Raw genomic sequence first — 25,013 nt, forward strand, 5'->3', positions numbered from 1 at the left:
AGAGTGCAGCCACCATGGACACCGCCTTCGTCGCCTTCATTCCGCTGTCGAACTGGCTGCGCGGATTTGATCGCTACCGAATGCGGTACTCGAAGGCGTCCATCGCTGAGTCGACCTTCCCCGACGCGTTCTACATGTTGAAGGAAGACGAGCCCTGGGCCCCCGGGCTCGAGAAGGCTCGGCGGCTGGTGGCGAAGCTCGGTCGCGCGAAGGACCGCGTCGTCGCGTTGCGCGCGCGGCTGCCGACGTCGGGGGCGCCAGCGATGCGCCCCAATGACACCACGGGCACGGGAATCGGCTGGCGCTGGCCCGCCCCCGAAGTGCCCCTGAGCGGAGTGGCCTGGGTCGACGACGCCGGTGCGCTGCGGCCCACGCTGCATGAGGAGGTCACCGCGCAGGCCTTCCTGCTCGAAGACACGGGGCTCGCGCCCTGGGCCGACTGTCGGCCTCGCTCCTTCTCGGTGCTGCCCGTGGCGAAGGCCTGCCAGGCGAAATGTGCGTTCTGCTTCTCGAAGGCCAGTGTCTCGGACCTCGCGCGGCAGCGGAGTGTCTCGCTTGAAGAGCAACTGCACTGGGCGGACCTCGCGCGCGCACGCGGGGCGGAGCGCGCCGTCATCACCGGCGGCGGCGAGCCGACCCTGCTGGCGCCTGGCCAGTTGCGTTCGCTGGTCCATGGCCTCGCCGAGCGATTTCCGAAGACGCTGTTGATCACCAATGGCGCGCGGCTCGACGCCGAGCAACTGCACACCCTGCGTGACGAGGGACTCACCACGCTGGCCGTCAGCCGTCACGGCGTCACCCGCGAGGACGACGCGCGCATCATGGGCCTGTCCGTCGACTCGGGTGCGCTCGCGCGGGCCTTTGGCCTCCGCAGCCGGGCCATCTGCGTGCTTCAGCGCGGAGGAGTCGATGACGTGGCCCAGGTCCACGCGTACCTGGAGCGCAGCGCGCTCGAAGGGTTCCACGAGGTCTGCTTCAAGGAGCTCTATGTCTCCAGCCTCTCCGAGAACGCATGGGCGCCAAGCGCCGTGAATCGCTACTGCGAGGCGAACCAGGTGCCGCTCGAAGTGGTGCTCCGCGCGATGGACGTGTGGGGCTTCACGAAGGTCACCGAACTGCCGTGGGGCAGCCCGGTGTTCGAGGGAGAGGTCGCAGGGCGCGTGCTGCGCGTCGCGGCCTACACGGAGCCTTCGGTCGGTTGGGAGCGAACACATCGGTTGGTGCGCTCGTGGAACCTCATGAGCGATGGAACCTGCCTGGCCTCGCTGGAAGACCCGGCCTCGGAGCTGCGCCGATGAAACACGACGCCTTTCTCTCCCTGGCTGACGCGTGGCGTGGCCAGCGCCCCGAGCTCGTCGACCTGGCGGAGCTCAACGTCTATCGCAGCCTCGCGCCGACCTTCGCCGCCATCGCTCCGTCGACGCATCCCGAGGCTCCGTATCGGTGTCACCTCGCCGAACGCTTTCTCGCGCACCTCGAACTCGACGCGGAACTCAAGTCCAGGACCCAGGTCAGTCACGGCGTGCGCCGCTCCCTGCGAGCGCTGTTCGGCTGGCTCGCGTCACGCAACGCCCGCGTCGCGGTTCCCGCCGACGTGTATCCGGTCTACCTCCAGCTCGCCGGGGAAGCCGGCGTCGAGGTCGTTCCATTCGCCGCGCGGGAGGGGCTGCCCGAGCTCGAGGCCTGCGACGCGCTGCTCCTCTGCGAGCCGCTCAAGCCCTGGGGACGAACCCCACGGAGCGAAGAGGCCGAGCGCGTGGAGCGCTGGGTCCGCGCCGAGCCGGGAAAGCGGGTGCTCATCATCGACTCCGCGTACGCGACCCCTCCCACCCCGTGGACACTCCGGCTGCTGCGAGAGGAACTCGCGTTCGTCCTCGTCTCGCTCTCGAAGAGCTGGCTCATCCCCGACCACGTGGGGTTGTGCATCACGCCTTCGCGATGGCGGCAGGACGCGCGCGCCGTCTTCGCGCCGCTGCCGAAAGACGAACAGAAGCTGCGCATCGGCTACGCGGCCCTCACGGAGCACGCGTCCCGTCCTCGCCAGGTCGGCGCGCTGCTGGCCGAGCGAGCCCGCGCCCTGGACGCGTTCACCGCCACCCGGCCCGAACTCCGGGCCTCACCGTGCGTGGGCTACTTCGCCACGTCCCAGTGCTCCTTCGATGAACTCCTGGAGCAAGGGGTCCTCGGAGTGCCCGCCTCGGTCTTCGGCGGCCCCGCGCAGGTGACCATTCTTTCGAGCCTGCCCTCCGCCGTGAGCCCTTCGGCGTCCTGAGCGGGCGGGCGACTCCCCGCGAAATCGCCAGACGGAAACCCGCGCGACGCGGCGCACTCAGCCCTTGGCCTTGCCCTTGGTCCGGAGGCCACTGGCCGAGGGGTCGCGCGGCAGGTGCCGCAGGCCCATCCAGCCCAGCGCCGACACGTGCCGCACCACGTGCTCCAGGGGGATGGGACGGCCCTCCGCCGCCCACCACACCCCCACCTGCGTCACCATGCCGACGAGCGCGTTGGCGTACACCGGGGCGACCTTGGGGTTGAAGCCCGCTCGGCTGAACTCCGCCTGGAAGATGTCTCCCACCCGCTGCGCCAGGTCGTCGATGACGCGCGTGAGGCCGCGCCGGGCGCTGGACGTGGGCGAGTCGCGCGTGAGGACGGCGAAGCCCGCCGGCTCCTCCTTCGCGTAGGTGAGGAAGACCAGCACCGCGGCCTCGAAGCGCTCGCGGGCACTGCCCTGGGCGATGGCGTCCGACATGCCCTGCACCAGCCCGTCCATCTCCCGCTCCACGATGGCCGCGTAGAGGCCCTCCTTCGCCCCGAAGTGCTCGTAGACGATGGGCTTTGAGACGCCGGCCTTCGCCGCCACCTCCTCGATGGACGTCGCCTCGTAGCCGCGCGAGGCGAAGAGCTCGCGGCCCACCTCCAGCAACTGGGCGCGCCGCTGCGGGCCCGTCAAACGCTGTTTCTTGGCCACCTTGACCTCTGGGCTACCCGAGCGTAGGTTACTTCAACGTAACTTACCGGTGAGTAGGCTACCTGCCGGTTTTCAGGAGACCTCCGTGTACCTCATCCTCTGCGGCCTCGTCTTCACTGGCGCCTACCTGCTCAACATCCTCACCATCTCCGTGGGCTATCACCGCGCGCTCGCGCACAAGGCGGTGCGGCTGCACCCGGCGCTGCGGCGCCTGCTCGTGGTGGGCGGCAACTGGTTCACCGGGCTGGACCCGAAGGCGTGGGTGGTGATGCACCGGCTGCACCACGAGCACTCGGACACGCCGCTCGACCCGCACTCCCCCGTGAATGTGGGGCTGCTGGGCATCGCGAACGAGCAGCTGCGCAACTACAAGCGCATCATCGTGGGGCTCATGCGAGAGAAGCCCGAGTACACGAAGTACGCGAAGGACCTCGACTTCCCGCTCAACGCCCTCAACCGCAAGAACCTCTGGTGGCTGCCCTATGCGCTGCACGCGGGCGTGGGACTGGCGCTGGCGCTGAGCGTGGGCTGGGTGCTGGGCGCGGCGTACTTCCTCGGGATGATGAGCCACCCGGTGCAGGGCGGCATCGTCAACGCGCTGGGGCATGCGGTGGGCGGGCGCAACTTCGACACCCGGGACAACTCGCGCAACAACCACCTGGCCGCCTGGCTCATCCTGGGCGAGGGCTTCCAGAACAACCACCACGCCTACCCGGGCTCGGCGTCCTTCTCGCACCACCGCCACGAGGTGGACCTGGGCTTCGTGGCCTGCCTCGCGCTCGAGCGGCTGGGGCTGCTGACCATCGACCGCGCCTATCTCATTCCCAGGCCCGAGCAGCTCGACACGGCGCGGGCACGGGCGTAATCGCCCTGCCCCGCCCGTGCTCGCCAACACGACGAGCACGGGCCGTTGGAGAGCGACCTGCGCGCCCCACCGGGACGGGCCTCGGCGGAAGTCGAGGTCGTCGAAGCAGGCGGCCCGATGACGACTCCGGGGCTACAGCGTCTTGAGGTACTCGATGAGCGCCAGACGCTCCGGGTCCGTGAGGACGGCGTTGAACTCATGTCCGCCGTTGTCCTGGCCGAACGCGTGGGTGTTGTAGATTTTCCGGTCCTCGAGCTGCTGCCGTGTGCGCGTCGGTGGGAAGAGGATGTTCCATGAAGCGCTCAGGTTGCTGAAGAGCACGGCCATGATTTCCTGCGCGAGGGGCGTGCGGAACTCGTCACCCGGGTCGCAGTTGATGTACGGCGATACCGCCGGATTCCAGGGCGTGCGCCACTGGCAGGCGATGCTGTCGTACTTCCAACCGAGCCGGGTGGAGTCGTAGGCGCGCTGCAGACTGGTGTCGAAGCCCATGATGACGAGCGGCTGGTCCCAGCGCGGTGGGGCGGAGACGCGGCGCCAGATGGGCTTGCGGTCAGCGGGCTTGAGCACCTCCCATACATTGGGAACCGAGCCGTTGTGGAAGTACGGCGCGGTGGCCCAGACCCCGTAGAGCGGTGGCGCGAGATAGCCGTGCTCGCGGTCTCCACGAAGGTGGGGCTGGTTCTGCGGGCCGCAGTCCTGCGCGGTGCCGGCCGTCTGCGGATAGCCGAAGAAGTTCTTGGCACCAGCGGACTGCACCGCGGCGTTGTTGGTGTTCACCCGGACCGGGTCCGTGCCGATGATGCGCAGCGGCGCGATGTAGCTCGCCATGCCCGCCAACGCGGGGGTCGCCAGGAACGCCGGGTCATTGACGTAACGGGGCGAGTAGGCCCCATGGCAGCTCGCACAGGAGCCATTGCCTTGAGGCCGTGGCACGGCGTTGTTGCGCCCCGGAGCCCACATGTCGAGGGTGTGGAACAGCACCGCGCCCTGCTCGGCCAACGACGTGTTGACGGGCAGCGGATAGGGCGGTGACTTGAGCGACTCCACCCAGGTGTTGAGCGCCGGGCCGTTGGCGCGCATCCAGTCCTGCCCCGCTTCGCTCACCGGCCCGCCGATGCCGCCGAACAGTCCGAGGAACGGTGTGTAGAACACCATGTCCACGCGGGGTGCATCCATCGGGAACACGCCGTCGATGAACTTCACCGGCCGGTGCCCCATGTTCCACCAGGCGGGCGTATCCATTCCGGCGGTCGAGCCGGAGTTGATGAGGCCAATCACCTCCGAGGGCGTCAGCGGTTCCTCATCCGGGAACAGGAAGGCGAGGTTGATGTCGCTGGCGTTGTTGGTGCCCCGGGTGCGGTTGAGGTTCAGGAACGTGGCCAGCGACGCCGGATACCCCAGGGGCAAGAGGTCGCTCAGGAACAGGTCCAGGTCCGCCAGGCTGCTGCCGCCACCCATCAACACCCCAAGGCCCGGGCCGTCCGAGGGAGTGCCCACCACGCCGCTGTGGCAGGCGTGACAGGTGACGCCCATGCGTCCGCTCCAGCTCCCATCCGGGTTGCGCAGCTGCGTGAGCATCTGCGGCAGTTGGCCGCTGCCGCCGTTGGTGCGATTGGGCAGCTGCAAGGGCAGCGGATAGGGATTGCGCTCGGTGCTCAACCCCGACCCGTAGCGCTGGGCCACCAAGGCATCGAAGTTGTCGGGACGAAATGGAAAGCCCCAGACACGCCACAGCTCGTTGTACTGCGCCGCGGAGAAGGTGGCGATGCCGAAGCCCGCCTCGGGGCGCGTGGCGTCGGTGCCGGTGAACAGCGCGCCCACGCCCGGATGGCCGTTCGTCAGCAGCCCCTCCCCGCGACTGAAGCGTCCACGCAGCTCGCCGCAAGTCCTGGCCGCGCCCTCCTCCTGCACCGCCTCTGGATTGACATGACAGTTCTTCCAGAAGGCATTGAAGTGCACCGCCCGGCCGTTGCTGATGCCGGGCTGCACCAGGGTTCGTGGGTCCACCGGTAGGACGGCACCGTCCGGCTTGCCGTAACAGAAATCCCACTGCGCCGAGCCGCCTCGGCTGCTGCCCAGCAAATCACTGGCGACGGAGACACCGGGCATCGCCAGTGTCCCCATGGCCAGCAACACTCGAATGAATGGAACAGCGGTGCCGCGCGCTGCGAACGCCTTCCTGACTGCGCTCATGGGTCCCTCCTCCTTCGCTGCGTGTTCCCACTTCCCGGTCGGCGGGGGCGGACGTCCGCGGGGAGGAGAATCGTCGAGCGCAGCTCGGAGTTCGTCCGCCAGGCCATGGTCAACGTGCAGCCGTTGCGCGCCTCCGGAGGGTGGAGTTCGACAGTGGCGGCCTGCGCGGCAACCGACGACCGGCTGCGGTGACAGGCCATGAGAGCGATTCGTGAGAGGGATGATGGGCCGCTATTGGCACAACGTCAATAGTGGCCCCCTGGACTTGTCCGGAACCCGGTCGCCACGGCCCGCGGAGGTGTCCCCTCCCCAGACAACCTGCACACCAGTGAACAGAGCCGGGAGCGAATCACTCCGCGAGGACCTTCGCTTCCGGCCACCGCTGGCCTGAGCTGTAATTGGCCGGAATCCACCGGTAGCTCCTCCCCTCCGCGCCCAGGCGGCCCAGTCCAGGGAAGGGCATGTGCGAAAGGCCGAGCAGGTCGCCGCGCTGCGCCGCCTCAGCGAATGTGCGCGCTCGCTGGGCCGCGGCCGCACGGTCATCCACGTCGTAGGCGACCGTCACCGACGGCTCGCGCAGTTGCACCGAGCCGAAGTGCATCAGGTCGCCAAACAGGACCAGCCGCTGCCTCCGGCTCTCGATGATGTAGCTGCTGTGCCCCGGCGTGTGTCCCGCGGTGGGCATGACCCGGATGCCCGGGACGATGGAGTCCCCGCCTCCGAACGTCTTCAGCTTCCCCGCGACCCGGTAGGGCTCCACCATCGCCCGCGCCTCCTCGAAGTACTTCGGGTCCACCTGTCCCCGCGCCTTCTCACGCCCCAGCCAGAAGTCCGCTTCGCGCGCGTGGACCTGGAGGATGGCGTTGGGGAACGCCCGGCGCGTGCCAGACATGAGGCCACCGGAGTGGTCGGAATGGATGTGCGTGAGCAGCACCACGTCAATCTGCTCGGGCTGGTAGCCCGCGGCCTGGAGGCTCTGCTGGAGTTGGCCTCCCACGCCGGGGCCGAAGAAGCCACCCACGCCCGTATCCACGAGCACCAGCGCCGTGCCGGTGTTGATGAGGAACGCGTTGATGGACAGCTCGACGGGGTCCTCGAGGTGGTCGCGCGCGAGCAGGTCCTTCACCTGCTCCGGCGTCGTGTGCGTCGCCACGTCGCGCACCGTCTGGGGGACGGTTCCGTCGGACAGCGCGGTGACCTCGAAGTCTCCGAGCATCATCCGGTAGAAGCCAGGTGCCTGCGTTCGCACCTGGGGCGCGGCCGCGTGGGCAGCGGCCGGAAGCAGTGAAGCCGTGGCCATCACCAGCAAGGTCAGGGCGCGTGAGACAGCGAGAAAGACACCGCGAGGAAGAGGTCTTGTCATGGGTGACGAAGTAGCGCCCGACCTCGCCTCGGATAAACGGGCGCGCGTCACACACACTGTTTCACCCCAGAAACAATCAGGAGCCCCGCGGCCCCCGGGCTGAACGCGATATGCCGTCAGCGGAGGTGGAAGATGGACAGGTTCACGGCGATGGAGGCCTTCGTCCGCGTGGTGGAGAGCGGCACCTTTACCAAGGCGGCGGACGCGCTGGGCCGCCCGAAGACAGCGGTGACCCGGCTCATCCAGCAACTGGAGGCGCAGTTGCGCGTGAAGCTGCTGCACCGCACCACGCGCCGCGTGACTGTCACGCCGGAGGGCATGACCTACTACCACCAGGCCTTGCGCCTGCTCGGGGAGGTGCGGGAGCTCGAAGCCACGCTGTCCCAGTCACGGCGCGGCCCCCGGGGACGTCTGCGCGTGGAGTCGAGTGGAACCATTTCCCGGCTGCTGCTCGTCCCCGCGCTGCCTTCGTTCTACGCGCGCTACCCGCAGATGCACATCGAGCTGGGGGTGAGCGACCGCGTCGTGGACCTGCTCGCGGACAATGTCGACTGCGCCATTCGCGGAGGGGGCGTGAAGGATGAGTCCCTGGTGGCGCGACACCTGGGGGACCTCTGCTATTGGCTGTGCGCGTCCCCCAGGTATGTGGAGCGTCACGGTGCGCCAGGCCACCCGCGAGAGCTGGCGGGCCCGACACACGCGGTGGTCAGCTACTTCTCGTCGCTGAGTGGCAAGGAGCTCCCCTTCGTCTTCCTCCGCGACGGGGAGCGACTGGAGGTCCAGGGCCGCAGCCTGCTCACGCTCAACGAAACCAACGCGTACCTGGCCGCCGGACTGGCCGGCCTGGGTGTCATGTTCGCGCCCCGCTTCGTGGTGGAGCCGTACATCGCCACCGGTGAGCTGGTGCAGGTGCTGGAGGATTGGCGGCCCGAGGCCCGGCCCCTGTTCCTGGTCTACCCACCCGCACGCCAGCGGGGCGCCGGCTCGCGGGTCTTCATCGAATGGACGATGGAGCTGTTCGCGAGCCGGCCGGACCTGTGGCGCCATGACGGGTAGCCGCCCACAGGCGCGTCGCTACTCGAAGACGGAGAGCTGCCCCAGCGAGCGAAGCTCTCCCGTCGTATCTCTCGGGGTGGCTCGCACGCGGACGTGCGACACCTGCGTCGTGCCCGTGAGGTCCACTTCCATGAAGAGCCGCACGCCAGCGCCGCCGAGCAGGTTGGCCAGGGGCAGCCACTGGGTGCCGTCGGTGCTGCCCTCCAGCACCAGCTCGGTCATGGTGCCGGACACCTCGAAGTTGCGCAGCACGGCCTTGCGCGGCACCACGGGCCGCGAGAGCTGCACGGCGACTTCCCGGACTCCCTGCTGGAAGAGCACGAGCCCGCTGAGGTCGCCGTTGGTGACGCGGCAGGGCGTCTCCGCGTTCAGGTAGGTACACGCCGCGCCACGGCTCACCGGGACGAGCGCGCGGCGAGGCAGCGCCACGAAGTTGCTGGAGTAGGAGAGGCCGACCGTCACGCCCCCCGCATTCGCCTCGCGCTCGACGCTGACGGAGGCCTTGAGTCCTTGTACGTCCTCGAGGACGTAGTCGCTCAGGTGGACCGGAGAGGTGACCTCGAGCACCTGCCAGGCAGCCCTGAGGGAGGTGGTGTGAACGGAGAGCACGTGGTCGTCATCCCCCGCACCGTGGGTGGCGGACAGGGGCCGGAAGCCCACGCCCACTCCCTGAGTCTCCACGTTGGCCGTCAGCGTGCCGGTCCACTCCTGGAGGGTGGGCAGCGCCACCCCTGACTGCTGGATGAGGAAGAAGGCCGAGAGGCTCCTTCCCTGGGAGTGCTCGGGCGAGCGGGCGACGAAGCAGCGCGCGATGCTCCCGTTGCGGGTGTCCGCGCCCAGCAGGTCGAGTTCGAAGGTGCCATCAGCCCGGGTCTTCACCGACTTCCAGCTCGACGTGAAGCCCGCGAACGCGCACGAGGAGTTCTCGCTGCGGTAGAGCTTCAGCAGCGCTTCCGGGAGGGGTGCGCCGGCCTCGTCGATGTATCGCCCACTCAGGGCGATATCCTGGTCCGCATCCACCTTGCTCTCGGTACAGCCACCCAGCATCACCAGCACACCCAGGGACAACGTGCGCGTCCATCGCATGAGAACCTCCTTCACTTGTGAGCCGCGCTGCCAGTGCAAGACTGGTGCACGGCCCGGCTCCCTCTGAGGACGCGAGCCCGGGCCTGTCCTTTCCGGACAAGGCCGTCGTGGCGCGTCCCTTACGCGGGTGCCACCGCCACTTCGCAGTGCCCTCGAACCCGCCACGGCGACGCGCGTCAGGGTGGCTCGGGACCTCCACGCGCTTCGAGGAGCCGACAAGAAAAAGCAGGGGTGTGTCGATCTCCCAGTGGGTCATTCGTCGCCAGGGTGAAGCAGCGAACCGAACCCAATCAGGGGAGCACCCACCCGATGGCTACCGCGAAGAAGTCCTCGCCCCGAAAGGCGGCGATGAAGACCTCCACGTCGAAGAAGGACAAAGCGCCCAAGAAGGTCGCGCCCCCGAAGAAGGCCCCCTCGGCGAGGAAGTCCTCGTCGAAGGACAGGCCCGAGCGCCCCGTACCGAAGCTCGCGCCGGCGCAGGTCACCCCCCAAACGTCATCCGCGCAGGGGTCGGCGGTGGACGCCTTTGTCGCCAGGATGGAGGGCTGGCAGCAGGACCTCGTGCGCCCGCTCGCGGCGCTCATCGCGAAGGAGGCGCCCGGCGCCTCGGCCTACATCAAGTGGGGACACCCCGTGTGGGACCATGCGGGCCCCTTCGCGCTGGTGAAGGCGGCCAAGGCGCATGTCACCCTCGGGTTCTGGCGTGGCGGGCAGATGCGCGATGCGGACGGCATCCTGGAGGGTGACAGCGACGGGATGCGGTACGTGAGAATCCAGTCGGGCCAGCGGCTCCCGGCTTCGCTCGCGGCGCTGGTGCACGAGGCCTTGGCGCTCAACCAGAAGCACGGCGACCCGCTGAAGCGCTGAGCGCTGGAATGACGGTCCATCCAGTCGCCTCGACAGCTCCCTCCTGGGCACCTTCAAGAGGCGCTGGCCAGGAGGGAGGAATCGAGGCGGGGGTCCCGCGCTCGCTCCGCGCTACTTCTTCGCGGCCTTCCCCTTCATCACCTTCTTGCCCAGGACGACGAGCAGGACCAGCACGGCTCCGGCGCCCAGACCCACCGCGGCATTGAGCAGCATGGGGGCGAGCCCCCCCAGGAGGCGGCCCACACCCGGCACGGTGGTGACCCAATCGGTGAAGGATGTCTCCGCGTGGTGCAGGAGGGAGACGCCGTGCACGAGGATGCCGCCGCCCACCAGGAACATGGCCGCCGTCCCCGCCACGGAGAGGAACTTCATCAACCACGGCGCGGCGCGGAGGATGCCCGCGCCCAGGCTGCGCTGGAAGGCCCCGGACTGGCGGCTGAGATACAGCCCCGCGTCGTCCAGCTTCACGATGCCCGCCACGAGCCCGTACACGCCCACGGTCATGATGAGGGCGATGCCCACCAGGACCGAGACGCGGGTGGCGAAGCTCACCGTCGCCACGGTGCCCAGCGTGATGGCGATGATTTCCGCGGAGAGGATGAAGTCGGTGCGCACCGCGCCCTTGATCTTGTCCTTCTCCAGCGCCACCAGGTCCACGCTCGGGTTCACCAGTGCCTCGCGCAGCTCGGCGCGGTGCGCGGTGTCCTCCTCCTCGCTGTGGAGGAACTTGTGCGCGAGCTTCTCGAAGCCCTCGAAGCAGAGGAAGGCGCCGCCCACCATCAGCAGGGGGGTCACCAGCCAGGGCGCCAGCGCGCTGATGGCCAGCGCCGCGGGGACCAGAATGGCCTTGTTGACCAGCGAGCCCTTCGCCACCGCCCACACCACCGGCAGCTCGCGGTCCGCGTTCACGCCCGTCACCTGCTGAGCGTTGAGCGCCAGGTCGTCTCCGAGCACACCCGCCGTCTTCTTCGCCGCCACCTTCGTCAGGATGGAGACGTCATCCAGGATGGTCGCGATATCGTCGATGAGCGCAATCAGACTGCTGCCTGCCATGGAGTTCTTTCGGGCTGGAGGGTGAAAAGTCGCTGTGCGGTCAGCGCGGATTAGCACAGGGCGGCGCTCGGGGCACGGCCTCGGACGGTCGCCTGCCCCATGGAGCCCTCCGGAGGTCGGGGCACCGGTTCACGGCACTTCGGCTTGACTATTATTATTCGCGAGTAATAACAGCGTCCATGAACGCGGATGAAGGGCTCGTGGCCCTTGGGTTCACCGAGGTCGAGGCGCGGGTGTATTGCGAGCTGCTCAAGGGAGCGCCCGCCACCGGGTACCGGCTCGCGCAGGCGCTGGGGAAGGCGCCGCCGAGCATCTACCAGGCGCTCGCTTCGCTCGAACACAAGGGGGCCGTGCTCGTCGAGGAGGGTGAGCCCCGCTCCTTCCGGCCCGTGCCTCCGGACGAGGTGCTCGCGGCGCTCCAGCGGGGCTTCGAGACGCGCAGCCGCGAGGCCGCGAACGCGCTGCGCAAGCTCCACGCCCCGGTGCAGGACGACCGCATCTATCACCTCAAGAGCACCGCGCAGGTGATGGAGCGCGCACGGACGATGATTGCCGGCGCCACCGAGCGGCTGCTCTTCGACCTCTTCCCTCCCCCCTTCGCATCCCTCACCCAGGCGCTCACCGAAGCGAGCTCCCGGCGCGTGGCCATCGCGGGGCTCGTCTACGACGAGACTCCCAAGGTGCCCTTCGACTGCGTGCGCTCGTCCGAGGCGGACTTCGTGCGGGAGCGCTGGCCGGGCGCGCAGCTCACGCTCGTGGTCGATGCCCGCGAGTTCCTGGTGGCGCTGCTCACCCCGGATGGCACCGGCGTCAAGCAGGCCATCTGGAGCGACAGCGGCTATCTCTCCTGCCTGCAGCACAGCGGGCTGTCCGCGGAGGTCCGGCTGAACGCGCCCCAGTCCGCGCGCGCACGGCTGGCGCGGTCCTTCTCCCTCATCGCCTCGAGCCCACCCGGCCTGCGCCAGCTCGTGGGCCAGACCTCTTCCACTTCCAAGCGCGGAGACACTCCATGAGATTCCTCCTCCCGGGCCTGATGGCCCTGACCCTCGTGCTCACTCCCGTCGCATCCAGGGCGGACGCGCTGCGGTCGCTCGTCGACATGCACCTCGCCTGGCGTGGCGGGGACGCCTTCACGCGACTGGAGAGCATCCACGCCCAGGGGAAGACGGCGACGGGCGGGCTCCAGGGCCCGATGGAGTCCTGGAGACATCGGGACGGACGCGTCCGCATGAACGCGGATTATGGCGTGGTGCGCGAAGCGATGGCCGTCACCCCCAAGGGCGGCTGGAAGGTGAACACCAGCGGCCAGGTCGAAGACGCGTCGCCCACCGACGCGCGCGATGCGCTGCACCGGGTGGCGCTCGACTTCGGAACGGCGCTGCGGGGCGGTGCCGGGGCGAAAATCGCCCTGCAACCCGACGCGCAGCGCGACGGCCGCACCTGGAAGGTGGTGCGCGTCACGTTCGGCGACGAAGACCTCTATGACCTGTTCCTCCATGACGCCGACGGAGCCCTCCACGGCGTGCTCATCCGCGAGGACAACGTCACCCGCTTCGTGCGGCTGGGAGACTGGCGGCAGGTGCAGGGCGTGCGCATGCCCTTCCTGGAGGAGGAGCTCACCGACAACCCGGACTCCGACTCGCGGACGGTGGTGGAGACGCTGGAGCTGAACGTGCCCATTCCGCCCGCCGTCCTCGAACGGCCCGAGGACGTCCGCAAGGCGACCTTCGCGAGCGGCCGACACAGCACGGGCTTCATCCCCTTCGAGTTCTTCAACGAGAACCGCGTCTACATTCCGGCCCAGGTGAACGGCCGTGCGACGCAGGTGCTGCTGGACAGCGGCGCGGAGATGACGGTGGTCGACACGGCGTATGCCCGCGAGCTGGGGCTGAAGACGCAGGGGCAGCTCGCGGCGGTCGGCAGCGGCGGACAGGCGCAGGCCCAGTTCGCCGGCGGCGTGGACATCACCGTGGGCAACCTGCGACTGACGGGGCTGACCGTCGCCGTCATCGACCTGGCGGAGGTCGCGCGGCATCTCGGTCACTCGCTGCCCGTCATCCTGGGCAAGGAGGCCTTCAACCAGCTCGTCGTGGACGTGGACTTCCCCAACCGGCGCGTCGCCTTCCACGAGCCGCGAAGCTTCAAGGCTCCGCCGCGAGCGGTGCGCATCCCCCTGGTCGAGTCCGCGGGCGGGCAGCGCGCGGTCCAGCTCTCCATCGAGGACCGGCCCGCCATCGAGGTGCTGTTCGACGTGGGCAATGGAGGGGCGCTCTCGCTCTTCCCCTCATACTGGCAGCAGGCGGGGCTGCTCACGGGACGGCGCAGCTCCAAGACGCTGTCCGGCGCGGTGGGCGGCATGCGGGAGCGAGACGTGGCGACGCTGAAGCACATCCAGTTCGCGGGCGTCACCCTGAAGAACGTGCCCACGGTGTTCGACGACGCGGGCAAGAGCATGTCCGCCTCGGACCGGGTCATGGGCAACGTGGGGCTCGACGTCCTCGGACGCTTCCGGATGATTACGGACTATTCGACCGACACGCTCATGCTGGTCCCCGACGCCCGCGCGCTGCGGCAGCCGTTCCGCAAGGACCGGTCCGGATTGATTGCCCTCCCCTCGGAGGGTCGGCTCGTGGTGAAGCTGGTCGCCCCCGGGAGCCCCGCCGCGGCCGCGGGCTGGAAGCCCGGCGAGGAGATTGTCGCCATCGATGGACAGGCCATCGGGCCCGACTACTCCAGCACGCAGCTGTCGCGCTGGAGGTATCGCGCCGCGGGCCAGACGGTGGTGCTCACGATGAAGGACGGCGGCAAGCGCAAGCTCACCCTGGGCGACTATTTCTAGAAGGCGGACGCGCCCGCGGTGGCGACGGAATGGTCCTGGTCGCCGGAGCCACCGCTGACGCCGACGGCGCCCACGACCTTGCCGTTCTTCTTCAGCGGGACACCGCCCGCGAAAATCATCACCTTGCCGTCGTTGGACGCGTGGATGCCATAGAACGGCCCCCCCGGCTGGGAGTGCTTCGCCAGCTCCTGCGTGGTGATGTCGAAGGCCCGCGAGGTGAAGGCCTTCTTGATGGAGATGTCCACGCTGCCCAGCCACGCCCCATCCATGCGCACATGCGCGACCAGATTGCCGCCTTCGTCGGCGACGGCGATGTTCATGGGTTGACCCAGCTCCTGGGCCTTCTTCTCGGCTGCGGCGATGATGCGACGAGCGTCTTCCAGACGGACCATGGGGAACTCCTGTGCCCCCGTCTCCAATGGAAGACAAGGCCGCGCTCGCGCGCGCTCGTGGGAGTGTTCTGGACGCAATGAGGGTGGACGGAAGTTGTTCCACCAGGCGACGAAAGTGGGAGTCCGCGAATCCCCCGGGTATGCTGCGGGCGTGGCAAAGCCTGGAGAGCAACGGGACATGTGTGGGACGAGCCTCCCGGACCGCCGGCGCCCGCGTTCAAAGGCAGGTCCGGTGCCATGACGCTCGCGACTGAGTTGGGGATGCTCGGCCGGTACCGGCTGCGCTCGCGGCTGGCGAGTGGAGGGATGGCGGAGCTGTTCCTCGCGGTGCTCCCCGGGGCCGAGGGCTTCGAGAAGCCCGTGGTCATCAAGCGCATGTTGCCGAGGCTCGCCGCGCAGGAGACCTACCGGCAGATGTTCGCCCAGGAGGCCCGGCTCATGGCCACCTTCGGGCACGCCCATGTCGTCTCCGCGCTGGACTTCGGCGTGGAGCAGGACAGCCCATACCTGGTGCTGGAGTACGTGGATGGCGTGGACCTGGGGCGCGTCCTGGGCGCGAGGCGCACGTTGCCGCCGCCGCTGGTGCGCTATGTGGGACTGAGCCTGCTGCATGCGTTGGAGCACGTGCATGGCTTGCGAGACGCGCGGGGCGAGCTGCTCGGCATCGTCCATCGGGACATCAGCCCGGCCAACGTGCTGCTCGGCCGCACCGGGGATGTGAAGCTGACGGACTTCGGTGTCGCCAAGGGCCTGCGGACGCCCTCGCACACCGCGCCGGGCAGCACGCGAGGCAGGCTCCGCTACATGTCCCCCGAGCAGGTCCAGGGAGGGCCGCTGGATGGCCGCGCGGACCTCTTCTCGCTCGCGGTGCTCCTCTACGAGGCGGTGGTGGGCCAGGGTCCGTTCTCCGCCACCAATGACGCGCAGCTGCTGCTCGCCGTGCGCGACGCGCGGCTGGCGCCCACCGAGGACCTGCGGCGCACGGCCGGCCCCGCCCTGGCGGACGTGCTGCTTCGAGCCCTGCGACGTCACCCCTCGGAGCGCTATGCCACCGCGGGAGAGATGGCGCGGGCGCTGGCGGCCGTGGACGGCACGGGGGAGAGCGAGCAGCCCTGGCGCGTGGCGGAGGTGGTGGCGGACACGCTCACCTCGGAGGGCACGGCGCCCGCAGCCTCTCGGGGGGCCGGAAACCGCGGTCCGTTCTCGGCGGCCCTGCTCGAGCTGCGCGAGGACGATTCATGAAGCGGCGGGTCCATCGGGCGTCGGACAGGCTCCGCGCCATGACGAGGGGATGAGCGCGAGCATGTCAGAGCATACCGAGGTCATCTCCCTTCAGGACACGCCAGGTGGGCTGTCTGTCCGGCGAGTGCGACTCCAGGTCTCCACGGGCCCGGACACGAACATCGAGGTGTCCTCTTCCTCGGAGAGGCTCACCATCGGCAGCGCGCCCGGAAACGCTTTGGTGCTGAGCGACCCCACCGTGTCCCGGTTCCACGCCGAGCTTGAGAGGAAGCACGGGGGCTACCGGCTGCGCGACCTGGAGAGCACCAATGGCACGCGGGTGGACCACGTCCGGGTGACGGACGCCTATGTGGTGGATGGCTCCACGCTGGCCTTCGGCAACACCACGGTGCGCTTCACGTGGGTGGCCGAGCAGGACGTGGTGCCGCTCCACCCCGAGCCACACTTTGGCAAGCTGGTCGGCGAGGGCGCGGTGATGCGGGCCTTGTTCGCGCGGCTCGCGCGGCTGGCCGTCACGGATGCCACCGTGCTCATCGAAGGGGAGAGCGGCACGGGAAAGGAGCTCGTGGCGGAGGCGCTCCATCAGCGCAGCCCCCGCGCCTCCGGCCCCTTCGTGGTGGTGGACTGCGGCTCCATTCCGCCGGAGCTGGTGGAGAGCGAGCTGTTCGGCCATGAGAAGGGCTCCTTCACTGGAGCCACCCACGAGCGGCGAGGGGCCTTCGAGGCCGCCCATGGAGGGACGCTCTTCCTCGACGAGATTGGCGAGCTCCCCCTGGCGGTGCAGCCCCGTCTGCTGCGCGCCCTGGAGCGCCGACAGGTCAAGCGCGTGGGCGCGGATGCCTTCCGGCCCGTGGACGTGCGCTTCGTGGCCGCCACCCATCGGGACCTGCGCGCGGGAGTCAACCGGGGGGAGTTCCGGGAGGACCTCTACTTCCGCCTCGCGGTGGGCATGGTGAGCGTGCCCCCGCTGCGGGCCCACCTGGAGGACCTCTCGCTGCTGCTCCGACATCTGTGGGAGGAGACCTTCCGCTCGCTCGGGCTGCCGCCGCGCCCCTACACGCCCCCTGGCGCGGAGACGCTGCGCCAGCTCATGTCGCTTCCGTGGCGAGGCAATGTGCGCGAGCTGCGAAACTTCGTGGAGCGCAGCGTGGCCATGTCCGGAGCGCTGGACGCGGCGTTCGTCCAGGGCACTCCCACGCCGGGCTCCATGCCGAGCCTTCCCTCGGTGCGTGTGGATCTTTCGTACAAGGATGCAAAGGAAGCCTGGCTGGACCACTTCGAGGAGACCTACCTGCGCCAGCGTTTGAACTCCGCGGGCGGCAATGTGAGTCAGATGGCGCGCGAAGCCGAGGTGGACCGGGCCCACGTCATCAAGCTCTTGCGCAAACACGCGGTGCGCTGAGGCACATGCCTGGAATGTCCGCGTGCTAACCTCTCGCCCCACGATGCCGCGGTGCTCGAGGTGCCAGAGCGAGTATGGAGAGGGAGTCGTCTACTGCGCCCAGGATGGCGAGGCATTGCTGCCCATGGTGCTCGAGGGGCGCTACCGGCTCCTGTCCCTCCTGGGCGAAGGGGCCATGGGAGTGGTCTACCTGGCCGAGCACATGGGGCTGGGCAAGCGCGTGGCGGTGAAGGTGCTGCGGGGTGAGCTGTCGCGCGATGCGACCTTCTGTCGTCGCTTCGAGTTGGAAGCCATTGCCGCCAGCCAGATTGGCCACGAGCACATCGTCGACGTGACGGACCTGGGGCGCACCGCCCACGGCGAGCTGTTCTACGTGATGGAGTTGTTGGACGGCCAGAGCCTGGGCACGCTGCTGCGGCGTGAGCGCGTCCTGCCGCTGGCGCGGGCCGTTCCTATTCTCGTGCAGGTGTGCAGGGCGCTGGAGGCGGCGCATGCGCGCGGAATCATCCACCGCGATGTGAAGTCGCAGAACGTGATGCTGGTGTCGCGCGGGGGGAGGCCGGACTTCGTCAAGGTGGTGGACTTCGGCATCTCCAAGATGAACCACCCGGAGGGTGAGAAGCTCACGCAGACGGGCGCCATCCTCGGCACCGCGGACTACATGGCGCCCGAGCAGGTGTCGGGCGGCGCGGTGGACGCGAACGCGGACGTCTACGCCGTGGGTGCGCTCACGTACAAGCTGCTCACCGGCACGCCGCCCTTCCATGGGGAGAACTCCTTCGCCACCATGCTCCAGCATCTGGAAGGGACGGTGGAGCCCCCCGGCCAGCGGCGCCCGGACCTGGGCCTGCCCGCCGAACTGGATGCGCTGGTGCTGCGGGCGCTCGCCAAGGAGCCCCATGCGCGTCCGTCCATGGCGCGCTTTCGTGAGGAGCTGGAGGCGCTCGCCTCGGGACACATGCTTGGGTTGGCGACGGCACGGGCCACGACGCCCTCCCCCACTCCCATCGCCAGGTCGGCACGGGTCCTCGTGAGCCCGGAGGTGACGCCTCCTCGCACCTCGCCCTCGAAGCGAGGCGTGCGGTGGGGGGTGGCGGGTGGCGTGCTGACCTTGCTCGTCGTCGTGGCCGGATTGTTCGCTCAACGCGAGCCTCCGGTGACAGCCCAGGTGGCCGCGCCCCCAGCCCCCGTGCGGGCTCCGGCTCCGACTCCAGCGCCCCGGCTTCGTGTGTCCATCGTCTCCGAGCCCCCGGGTGCCACGGTGAGCGCGGGGGGCCAGGTCCTCGGGACGACGCCGCTGGAGCTGGACCGTTCGGATGACGGAGGACCGTGGGTTCTCTCGCTCGCGGGGCATGCTCCGGCCTCCGTGGAATACCTGCCGCCGAGCGGGCGGGTGGAAGTGACGTTGACGAAGCTGCCCGCGCCGCGTGTCCCGAAACCGCCCGCCTCCGAGCTGAAGAAGGTGCGGGAGCTCAAGCCCAACCCCTTTTGAGACGATGATGATCCGTCCCCCTAGAGCCACGTCTCCCCTCCTCCTCGCGCTGGTGCTGACCTTCACGGGCACGACGGCGGTCGCAGCCAATGCCGCCGCTCGGACCGAGGCGCGTCGCGCCTTCGAGCGAGGAACCCGCCTCTATGACCAGGCCCGCTACGCCGAGGCAGCGACCGCCTTCGAGCAGGCGTATCGCCGGGTGCCCAACGGCGTGGTCCTCTACAATCTGGGTCAGTGCTACGAGAAGCTCGGTGAGCTGGACAAGGCGCTGACCTCCTATCGCGAGTACCTGCGGCTGGTGCCCAAGGCGAAGGACCGCGAGGGCGTCCAGAACCGCATCACCAACCTGGAGACCCGGCTCGAGGCGGCGCGGCGGCCTCGGGTGACAGTGGACAGCGAGCCTTCGGGCGCGCAGGTGCTCCTGGATGGTCAGGCCCGCGGGCAGACCCCCTGGAGCGAGCCGGTGGAGGTGGGCGCTCATGAGCTGGAGCTGACCCTGCCGGACCACCTGTCCCTGAAGCGGGGCCTGGAGGTGCGCGCGGGCGAGCCCATCCAGCTGCGACTGGTTCTCGCGCCGACGCCGGTGATGGCCGCCGACCCCGTGCCAGCCATCGCGCCCGTCGTCACGGAGGAAGCTCCTTCGCGAGGGCGGACCTGGACCTGGGTGGCCGCTGGAGCCACGGGGGCCGCGACGGTGGGGGCGGTGCTGCTCGGGAGCATCGCGCGCGCCGATGCCCGGGAGCTGACCACCCGTCCGCACGACGGGGCCGACGTCCGGCGGCTGCGAGACTCGGCGCAAGGCAAGTCACGGACAGCGAACATCCTCTATGGCGTGGCGGGCGTGGCTGCGGCCACGAGCGTCACCCTCTTCTTCATCGAAGGGAGCTTCTGACATGCGCGCGACCTGGATGCTGCTGGGTGTGTTGTGGCTGGGCTGCTCCGTGACGCTCACGCCGGTGCCGTGTCAGGACGACCTCCACTGCCTCGAATCGCAGCACTGCGGGGCAGAGGCAGTGTGCGTGGAGGGCGCGCGGACAGCGCAGATGCTCGGGGAGTCCTGCCTCGCGGCGATACAGAGCATCGCGGTCCACGCGAGCGAGTGCCTCGGCGGGTCCGTGGCGGACTTTGAGCGGATGTTGGGCCCGACCTTCGTGTGCGGGTCGGTCGAGGCGAGCGTGGCGGCGGGGCGACAGGTGTTCCGGCCCGAGAAGTTTGGCGCCTGCGTGCGAGCCCTTCGGACGAGGTCTTGTGGGGAGGTGAACCCCGAGGGGCTGCGTAACGACGAGGGGAAGCGGAACCTTGAGGCATTCGCGCAGGGAACGTTGCTGGAGGGATGCCAGGCATTCGAGCCCCAAGTGACCGCGGGAGGCTCGTGTGCCAACACCGCAGACTGCCAGGGCGGGTGGTGCAGAATCACGGAGGCGTGTCCCGGCGTGTGCCAGGCGTTCATCCCCCTCAGCGGGGCGTGTACGGGCCTGGACCGGTGTCAGAAGGGCTCATCCTGCTTGGGAGGAATCTGTGTCAGCGACGTGGGGCTGGACCAACGCTGCGGCGCGGTGGCGCGGTGCTCGCCGGACTCGGAAACACAGTGCGAGAATGGCCTGTGTATCAAGCGCAGGGAGGCGGGCCCGTGCGAGAACGACGAGCAGTGCGCACTGCGATTTAAATGCGTGAAGACCGTACCGATCCAGGGCGACCGCTCGCCGAAGGAGTGCAGGGCCGCGAAGGCACCGAATGAGGCCTGTGAGCCTGGCGCAGGGGACTGCGGTCCGCTCTCCTATTGCGACGCAGGCTCAGGGACCTGTCGCTCATTGCCAATTATGGACGAGCGGTGTGGCGACTCCAACGGCACAGGGGACTTCGCCGACTGTCTGGAATCAAGCTGCGAGCTGGTCTTCAGCATCCCCCCTAGGTGCGTATCCGTCGCCTCGATGAAAGGTGTCTGTGGGACTAAGAGCTTGGAGTGCGGTCCTGCCGCAGCCTGTCTGAAGAATCACTGCGTTCCCCGGTGGTGTGGCTGAATTCCTGGAGCACCGCGCTCTCGAGCCGCTCTATCTAAACCAACAGCCACGACTCTCGCGTTTAGCTGATTGTTGAGCCTGTCTACTCCTCCGAGAGAGCCCCTGGAAGCAACCGTCCGACCACTGCCGGAGGATTGAGCGACACCGGCGCGGTTGCTATACCCGCCCGTGGCCTTCGTGCGCAGACACGACGCCCGTAGGAGCCAGCCGGATGCGCACCACCAAATCCGCAGATGAGTGAGCCGCGGCGACACGTCAACCGTTGCCGCGGCCCTCTGTCCCAGCTCATCCCGGTACCCGTGGAGAGGCAGAGCGCCGCCAGATGTTCCTCATTTGTGCGGATGCAATCGTGCCTGACCCTAAAACCCTGTCGTGGAAGCACTCGGTGCCAGCAGCGCTGTGGCTGATGGCCCCGTTCGACCTCCTGGCCTCACTGGCCATGGACATCTACCTCCCCGTGGTTCCGGCGATGACCGGAATCCTCAACACCTCCCCCGCCATCATCCAGCTCACGCTGAGCCTCTACATGGCCGTGCTCGGGCTCGGGCAGGTGGTGTTCGGCCCCGTCTCGGACCGCATCGGCCGGCGTCCAGTCCTGCTGGGAGGCGCGCTGTTGTTCGCGACCGCCTCGTTCCTGCTCGCGGGCACGTCCGATGCCGCGATGTTCGTCGGCCTGCGGCTCCTGCAAGCCGTGGGGGCGTCGGCGGCCCTCGTCGCCACGTTCGCGACGGTCCGTGATGTCTATGCGGACCGACCCGAGAGCGCGGTCATCTACAGCCTGTTCAGCGCCATGCTGGCCTTCGTGCCCGCGCTCGGTCCCATCGCCGGGGCCTTGCTCGCCAAACAACTGGGATGGCGAGCCATCTTCATCACGCTCGGTATCCTGGCGGCGGCGGCCCTGCTGAACGCCTTTCCGAGATGGCACGAGACGCGCCCCTCCGGCGGGACACACCACCGCGTGGCGTTCCGGCCCATCCTGCGCAGCGCCGCGTTCTGGACGTACACCCTGGGCTTCAGCGCGGCCATGGGCGCCTTCTTCGTGTTCTTCTCCACGGCGCCTCGCGTCCTCATCGGACAGGCCGGCTTCTCGGAGCTCGGGTTCAGCCTGGCCTTCGCCACCGCCGCGCTCGCGATGATTCTCACGACACGCTTCGCGAAGCGCTTCGTGGCGACCTGGGGGCTCGCAGGAAGCCTCACCCGCGGCATGCTCCTGTTGTTGCTCGGCGCGGCGTTGCTGACAGCCGGGCAGCTCCTCGCGGCCCCGTCCTTCTGGACGTTCGTCGTGCCGATGTGGGTCATCGCGGCCGGTATCGTGTTCGCCGCGTCCGTCACCGCAAATGGCGCACTCCAGGCCTTTGGCGCCATGGCGGGAACAGCGGTCGCGCTCTACTTCTGCATCCAGAGCCTCATCGTCGGTGTCCTCGGTACGCTGATGGTTGTCCTGCTCGACGGCGACACCGCGTGGCCGCTGGTGGGGTACGCCTCGGTCATGGCCCTGGTGACGTTGACCGCCCTGCGGCACCTCCGACAGCGGCAGCACACCCAGGAGGAGCAGGTGTCAGCGACGAGGCCCGACACGCCCTGAGCAGGGAGCCCAGGGTTCCCCAACAAATTCAGGGGCCACCTCTGTCAGGCGAGTCCCTGATTTGTTCATGAACTTCTGACCCAGGCTGGCCGCGTCGCGAAGGCACTCCCCTTCCGGCGCGGCCGGCTTCCGTCGTGCCCGCGTGGGACGGAGGCCGCGCGGAGAGCGGCCATGGGCAGAGTGGTTCTGGCAGTCGGCGCGGAGACTGAGCGCCGAGCCGCCGCGGCAGCAGCGAGCGACCTTGCGCCTACCGCGCCGAGTGTGTCGCCACCAGACGTGCGCGCCACTTCAGCAAGTCGTCGAACTCTCCCGCCAGGGCCTCGTCACTCCAGCAGCGACGCGTCGCGGGGCCCAAGGGCGGCTCTATCCGCGCGGCCGGGGCAATGCCCTCCAGCACCACGGCCATGGTGACATCCGCATAGCTGAAGCGCCCGAGCAGGTACTCACCGCCCGACGCGCGCAACCCGGCGCGGGTTCGCTCCAGCGCCTGTCGCAGCAAGCCTGGGACCACCAGATGCCGATACTTGCGGTCGAGTCGACGCGCGGCATCGCGTGCGACAAAACGCAGGGGGCGGCGCAGCGGCCGGGGCAGCACCGAGGCGGCGGCTTCGTCGAGCGCCTCCGGGTCGGCCAACACGGAGCGCACCACGCGCGTCCGCGCCTCGGCGAGCGCCGCTTCACTCAATTCGTTCCAGGGAGCAATCACCTCGAAGTCACCCAGCCGCCCGTCACCGGCCCATTGCGCCGCATAGCGGGCGATGTCCCAGGAACCGCGCACGACCTGCGCACCAGCCAGCAGCACCGGCACCGACACCTTGCCCGACCATTGCCGCATGCGCCAACGCAGCGCCGGCTCGCTCAGCGTCGGGGTGTACTCCCGATACACGAACGCAACGCCGCAATGCTCCAGGGCCCAGCGCGCCTTCTGGGTCCAGGGCGAGAACGCTTCGCCGAACAGGATGGTCGATTGCGACATGGCAGGGCTCCGTCTACGCAGGCACTCCAGCGCCGGAGAGTCTCACCCGCCTCCGCGCCGGAGGACAGCGGGAGTCAGCCCCGTGAGTCGGCGGAAGACGGTGGTGAAGTGGCTCTGCGAGCTGAAGCCCACCTCCAGCGCGATGTCCCCGAGGGAGCGGGAGGTGCGAAGCAACAACTCGCGGGCCCGCTCCACCCGCCGCTGCTGCACGAAGGCGTGCGGCGTCATCCCCGTGGACTGCCGGAAGGCGCGGGTGAAGTAGAAGACGCTCAACCCCGAGCGCTGGGCCAGCTCCTCCACGCGAATCGTCCGCGCGAGGTGCGCCTCGATGAACAACTGCACGCGATGGAGCGCGGCGGCGGAGAGGCCTCCACGCCGCCGCGCCGCCCTGGAGCCTCCGGGGGCCTGGAGCAGCTTCGCCACACGGGATGCATGGCGGTCCTGGACCGCCCGTGCCGAGGTCAGGAAGCCCGCGATGACCTTCAGGTCCGCGTCCGGCAGGGACGACATCAGCTGGAACCCATCCGTGCGAAAGGGTCCCCAGAGGGTCTCAATCCATTCGCGCGCGTGTCCGGTGAGCACCAGCCGCGTGCCACTTCCCGCCGACTCCCGTCGCACATAGCCCGCGAGCTCCAGCCGCGCCACGTCTGTTCCCCGGGCGACGGCGCTCAAGGGCGTGGGCCCGCCGAAGTGCAATTGCGCCAGACACACCAGCTCCGCGCGGCCGAGCGCGAGCACTTCCCCGACGGCCGCGTCGAACTCCGCGGTGGCCTCCTGGAAGCGGACGATGTCGGCGCCAATCTGCTCGAGGAGGGAGTGTCGGGGACCCATGAGGAACACCGCAGGAATCAGAAAAACAGCACAAGGGCACGAAAGACGCACACGGGCCCCGGACGCATCCTGCCCGCATGATGAACCTGAAGCCTTCGGCGGCGGAAATCTTCCTGTGGCTCTTCGTGCTCAACCTGGGCGTCTCCCTCGGCGCGGGGCTCTATGAGCACCGCATCGTGCTTCCCCGATGGCTCGACGCCACCGGCGCGCACTGGTTCGCGGAGGCAGCGCGCCAGGACAACGTGGGGCTGCGCTTCTGGGCCTTCGTCAGCACGGGACCACTGACGCTGCTCACCCTGGCGAGCCTCTTCTTCGCCACGCGCGCCACGGGGCCGCTGCGCACCTGGTGGCTCGCGGCCGCCGTGGTGGCGCTCGTGGACAGGCTCCTCACCTTCTCTTACTTCATCCCCACGATGATGCGGCTGATGCAGGCGTCAGACACGCCGGCGTCCGTGGAGAGCGCGATGCTCTGGGCCCGGTTGAACCACCTGCGCCACCTCCTGGTCGCGGGCGCCTGGTTCGCCTCGCTCCAGGCCCTGTCATGGCTCAGGCTGCAAGGAGGGAGGTGACAGCCATCAACGTGCGGGCAACGAACCCATGGGGGACTCGTTCCTCCAGGACGCAGCCGCGTTCCGATGGCACGCGGGAGCTGCCGCGCACTGGCATCCCCACACAACCCAAGCGAGAGGCCCGCCGGCCCGGCGCCTGCCTTGCAATAGGCATACGGCATGGTGCCGCGCCCCGCATTGCTCCCTGGTGCTCCTTCCCTACCCCGGGTC

Annotated in this window: 22 protein-coding genes; 13 read left to right on the plus strand and 9 right to left on the minus strand. The window is 69.0% G+C overall.

The features are described from left to right. Nucleotides 1-14 precede the first annotated feature (14 nt). Both HUA75_RS22115 and HUA75_RS22120 read left to right on the plus strand, forming a co-directional pair. A complete protein-coding gene (locus HUA75_RS22115; protein WP_174487520.1) occupies nucleotides 15-1,298 on the plus strand; it encodes a radical SAM protein in 1,284 nt (427 codons plus the stop codon). Continuing rightward, the gene (locus HUA75_RS22120; RefSeq protein ID WP_174487521.1) at nucleotides 1,295-2,272 is read left to right on the plus strand and encodes an aminotransferase class I/II-fold pyridoxal phosphate-dependent enzyme; all 978 of its coding nucleotides are present in this window, start codon (nucleotides 1,295-1,297) and stop codon (nucleotides 2,270-2,272) included. The genes HUA75_RS22115 and HUA75_RS22120 overlap by 4 nt, the downstream gene beginning before the upstream one ends. 57 nt (nucleotides 2,273-2,329) lie before the next feature. Here the strand turns inward: HUA75_RS22120 and HUA75_RS22125 are convergent, their stop codons facing one another. Next, nucleotides 2,330-2,968: a TetR/AcrR family transcriptional regulator gene (locus HUA75_RS22125; protein ID WP_174463896.1), complete on the minus strand. Its 639-nt coding sequence runs from the start codon at nucleotides 2,966-2,968 to the stop codon at nucleotides 2,330-2,332. Between the two features lie 85 nt (nucleotides 2,969-3,053). Here HUA75_RS22125 and HUA75_RS22130 point away from each other — a divergent pair, with 85 nt between their 5' ends. Next, nucleotides 3,054-3,833, plus strand: coding sequence for an acyl-CoA desaturase (locus tag HUA75_RS22130; protein WP_174456280.1), 780 nt, complete (start codon nucleotides 3,054-3,056; stop codon nucleotides 3,831-3,833). A gap of 132 nt (nucleotides 3,834-3,965) precedes the next feature. Here the strand turns inward: HUA75_RS22130 and HUA75_RS22135 are convergent, their stop codons facing one another. Beyond that, nucleotides 3,966-6,029: a hypothetical protein gene (locus tag HUA75_RS22135; RefSeq protein ID WP_174487522.1), complete on the minus strand. Its 2,064-nt coding sequence runs from the start codon at nucleotides 6,027-6,029 to the stop codon at nucleotides 3,966-3,968. A 349-nt stretch (nucleotides 6,030-6,378) separates the two neighbouring features. After that, nucleotides 6,379-7,392, minus strand: a complete 1,014-nt coding sequence (locus HUA75_RS22140; protein ID WP_174487523.1) for an MBL fold metallo-hydrolase — start codon at nucleotides 7,390-7,392, stop codon at nucleotides 6,379-6,381. Nucleotides 7,393-7,524: 132 nt separating this feature from the next. Between HUA75_RS22140 and HUA75_RS22145 the strand changes: the two genes are divergently transcribed. Continuing rightward, on the plus strand, nucleotides 7,525-8,448 hold the full coding sequence (locus tag HUA75_RS22145; protein ID WP_174487524.1) for a LysR family transcriptional regulator: 924 nt from the start codon (nucleotides 7,525-7,527) through the stop codon (nucleotides 8,446-8,448). Nucleotides 8,449-8,466: 18 nt separating this feature from the next. Here the strand turns inward: HUA75_RS22145 and HUA75_RS22150 are convergent, their stop codons facing one another. Both HUA75_RS22150 and HUA75_RS22155 read right to left on the minus strand, forming a co-directional pair. Beyond that, complete coding sequence (locus HUA75_RS22150) at nucleotides 8,467-9,534, minus strand: hypothetical protein (protein WP_254627703.1); 1,068 nt, start codon at nucleotides 9,532-9,534, stop codon at nucleotides 8,467-8,469. A gap of 290 nt (nucleotides 9,535-9,824) precedes the next feature. Continuing rightward, nucleotides 9,825-10,019: a hypothetical protein gene (locus tag HUA75_RS22155; RefSeq protein WP_174487525.1), complete on the minus strand. Its 195-nt coding sequence runs from the start codon at nucleotides 10,017-10,019 to the stop codon at nucleotides 9,825-9,827. 31 nt (nucleotides 10,020-10,050) lie between these two features. Between HUA75_RS22155 and HUA75_RS22160 the strand changes: the two genes are divergently transcribed. Further along, entirely contained in the window at nucleotides 10,051-10,401 is a 351-nt protein-coding gene (locus HUA75_RS22160; RefSeq protein ID WP_174487526.1) for a DUF1801 domain-containing protein, read from the plus strand. A 111-nt stretch (nucleotides 10,402-10,512) separates the two neighbouring features. Here the strand turns inward: HUA75_RS22160 and HUA75_RS22165 are convergent, their stop codons facing one another. Further along, the gene (locus HUA75_RS22165) at nucleotides 10,513-11,454 is read right to left on the minus strand and encodes a DUF808 domain-containing protein (protein WP_141640311.1); all 942 of its coding nucleotides are present in this window, start codon (nucleotides 11,452-11,454) and stop codon (nucleotides 10,513-10,515) included. Between the two features lie 179 nt (nucleotides 11,455-11,633). On the opposite strand from HUA75_RS22165, the gene HUA75_RS22170 reads away from it, so the two are divergent. Both HUA75_RS22170 and HUA75_RS22175 read left to right on the plus strand, forming a co-directional pair. Next, entirely contained in the window at nucleotides 11,634-12,467 is an 834-nt protein-coding gene (locus tag HUA75_RS22170) for a TrmB family transcriptional regulator (protein WP_141640312.1), read from the plus strand. Continuing rightward, on the plus strand, nucleotides 12,464-14,293 hold the full coding sequence (locus tag HUA75_RS22175; protein ID WP_174487527.1) for a retropepsin-like aspartic protease: 1,830 nt from the start codon (nucleotides 12,464-12,466) through the stop codon (nucleotides 14,291-14,293). Before HUA75_RS22170 ends, HUA75_RS22175 begins: the two co-directional genes overlap by 4 nt. Here HUA75_RS22175 and HUA75_RS22180 read toward each other — a convergent pair. Beyond that, nucleotides 14,290-14,685: a heme-binding protein gene (locus HUA75_RS22180; protein WP_174487528.1), complete on the minus strand. Its 396-nt coding sequence runs from the start codon at nucleotides 14,683-14,685 to the stop codon at nucleotides 14,290-14,292. The genes HUA75_RS22175 and HUA75_RS22180 overlap by 4 nt on opposite strands. A gap of 237 nt (nucleotides 14,686-14,922) precedes the next feature. Between HUA75_RS22180 and HUA75_RS22185 the strand changes: the two genes are divergently transcribed. From HUA75_RS22185 to cml, 5 genes are all read left to right on the plus strand, one after another. Continuing rightward, the gene (locus HUA75_RS22185) at nucleotides 14,923-15,927 is read left to right on the plus strand and encodes a serine/threonine-protein kinase (protein WP_174487529.1); all 1,005 of its coding nucleotides are present in this window, start codon (nucleotides 14,923-14,925) and stop codon (nucleotides 15,925-15,927) included. Between the two features lie 61 nt (nucleotides 15,928-15,988). Beyond that, nucleotides 15,989-17,329, plus strand: coding sequence for a sigma 54-interacting transcriptional regulator (locus HUA75_RS22190; protein ID WP_174487530.1), 1,341 nt, complete (start codon nucleotides 15,989-15,991; stop codon nucleotides 17,327-17,329). 22 nt (nucleotides 17,330-17,351) lie between these two features. After that, entirely contained in the window at nucleotides 17,352-18,821 is a 1,470-nt protein-coding gene (locus tag HUA75_RS22195; protein ID WP_217446227.1) for a serine/threonine-protein kinase, read from the plus strand. Nucleotides 18,822-18,825: 4 nt separating this feature from the next. After that, on the plus strand, nucleotides 18,826-19,713 hold the full coding sequence (locus HUA75_RS22200; RefSeq protein ID WP_174487532.1) for a tetratricopeptide repeat protein: 888 nt from the start codon (nucleotides 18,826-18,828) through the stop codon (nucleotides 19,711-19,713). Between the two features lie 1,451 nt (nucleotides 19,714-21,164). Continuing rightward, nucleotides 21,165-22,427 carry a CmlA/FloR family chloramphenicol efflux MFS transporter gene (gene cml, locus HUA75_RS22205; RefSeq protein WP_174487533.1) on the plus strand — a complete coding sequence of 421 codons (1,263 nt, stop codon included), beginning with the start codon at nucleotides 21,165-21,167 and terminating at the stop codon, nucleotides 22,425-22,427. Nucleotides 22,428-22,674: 247 nt separating this feature from the next. Here cml and HUA75_RS22210 read toward each other — a convergent pair whose 3' ends face one another. Both HUA75_RS22210 and HUA75_RS22215 read right to left on the minus strand, forming a co-directional pair. Next, complete coding sequence (locus HUA75_RS22210) at nucleotides 22,675-23,403, minus strand: glutathione S-transferase family protein (protein WP_174487534.1); 729 nt, start codon at nucleotides 23,401-23,403, stop codon at nucleotides 22,675-22,677. Between the two features lie 42 nt (nucleotides 23,404-23,445). Continuing rightward, entirely contained in the window at nucleotides 23,446-24,234 is a 789-nt protein-coding gene (locus HUA75_RS22215; protein WP_141640321.1) for an AraC family transcriptional regulator, read from the minus strand. Nucleotides 24,235-24,311: 77 nt separating this feature from the next. Between HUA75_RS22215 and HUA75_RS22220 the strand changes: the two genes are divergently transcribed. Then, nucleotides 24,312-24,803, plus strand: a complete 492-nt coding sequence (locus HUA75_RS22220; protein WP_174487535.1) for a DUF1772 domain-containing protein — start codon at nucleotides 24,312-24,314, stop codon at nucleotides 24,801-24,803. Nucleotides 24,804-25,013: the final 210 nt, after the last annotated feature.

It is taken from the genome of Myxococcus sp. CA040A, assembly GCF_013336725.1.
Lineage (GTDB): Bacteria > Myxococcota > Myxococcia > Myxococcales > Myxococcaceae > Myxococcus > Myxococcus llanfairpwllgwyngyllgogerychwyrndrobwllllantysiliogogogochensis.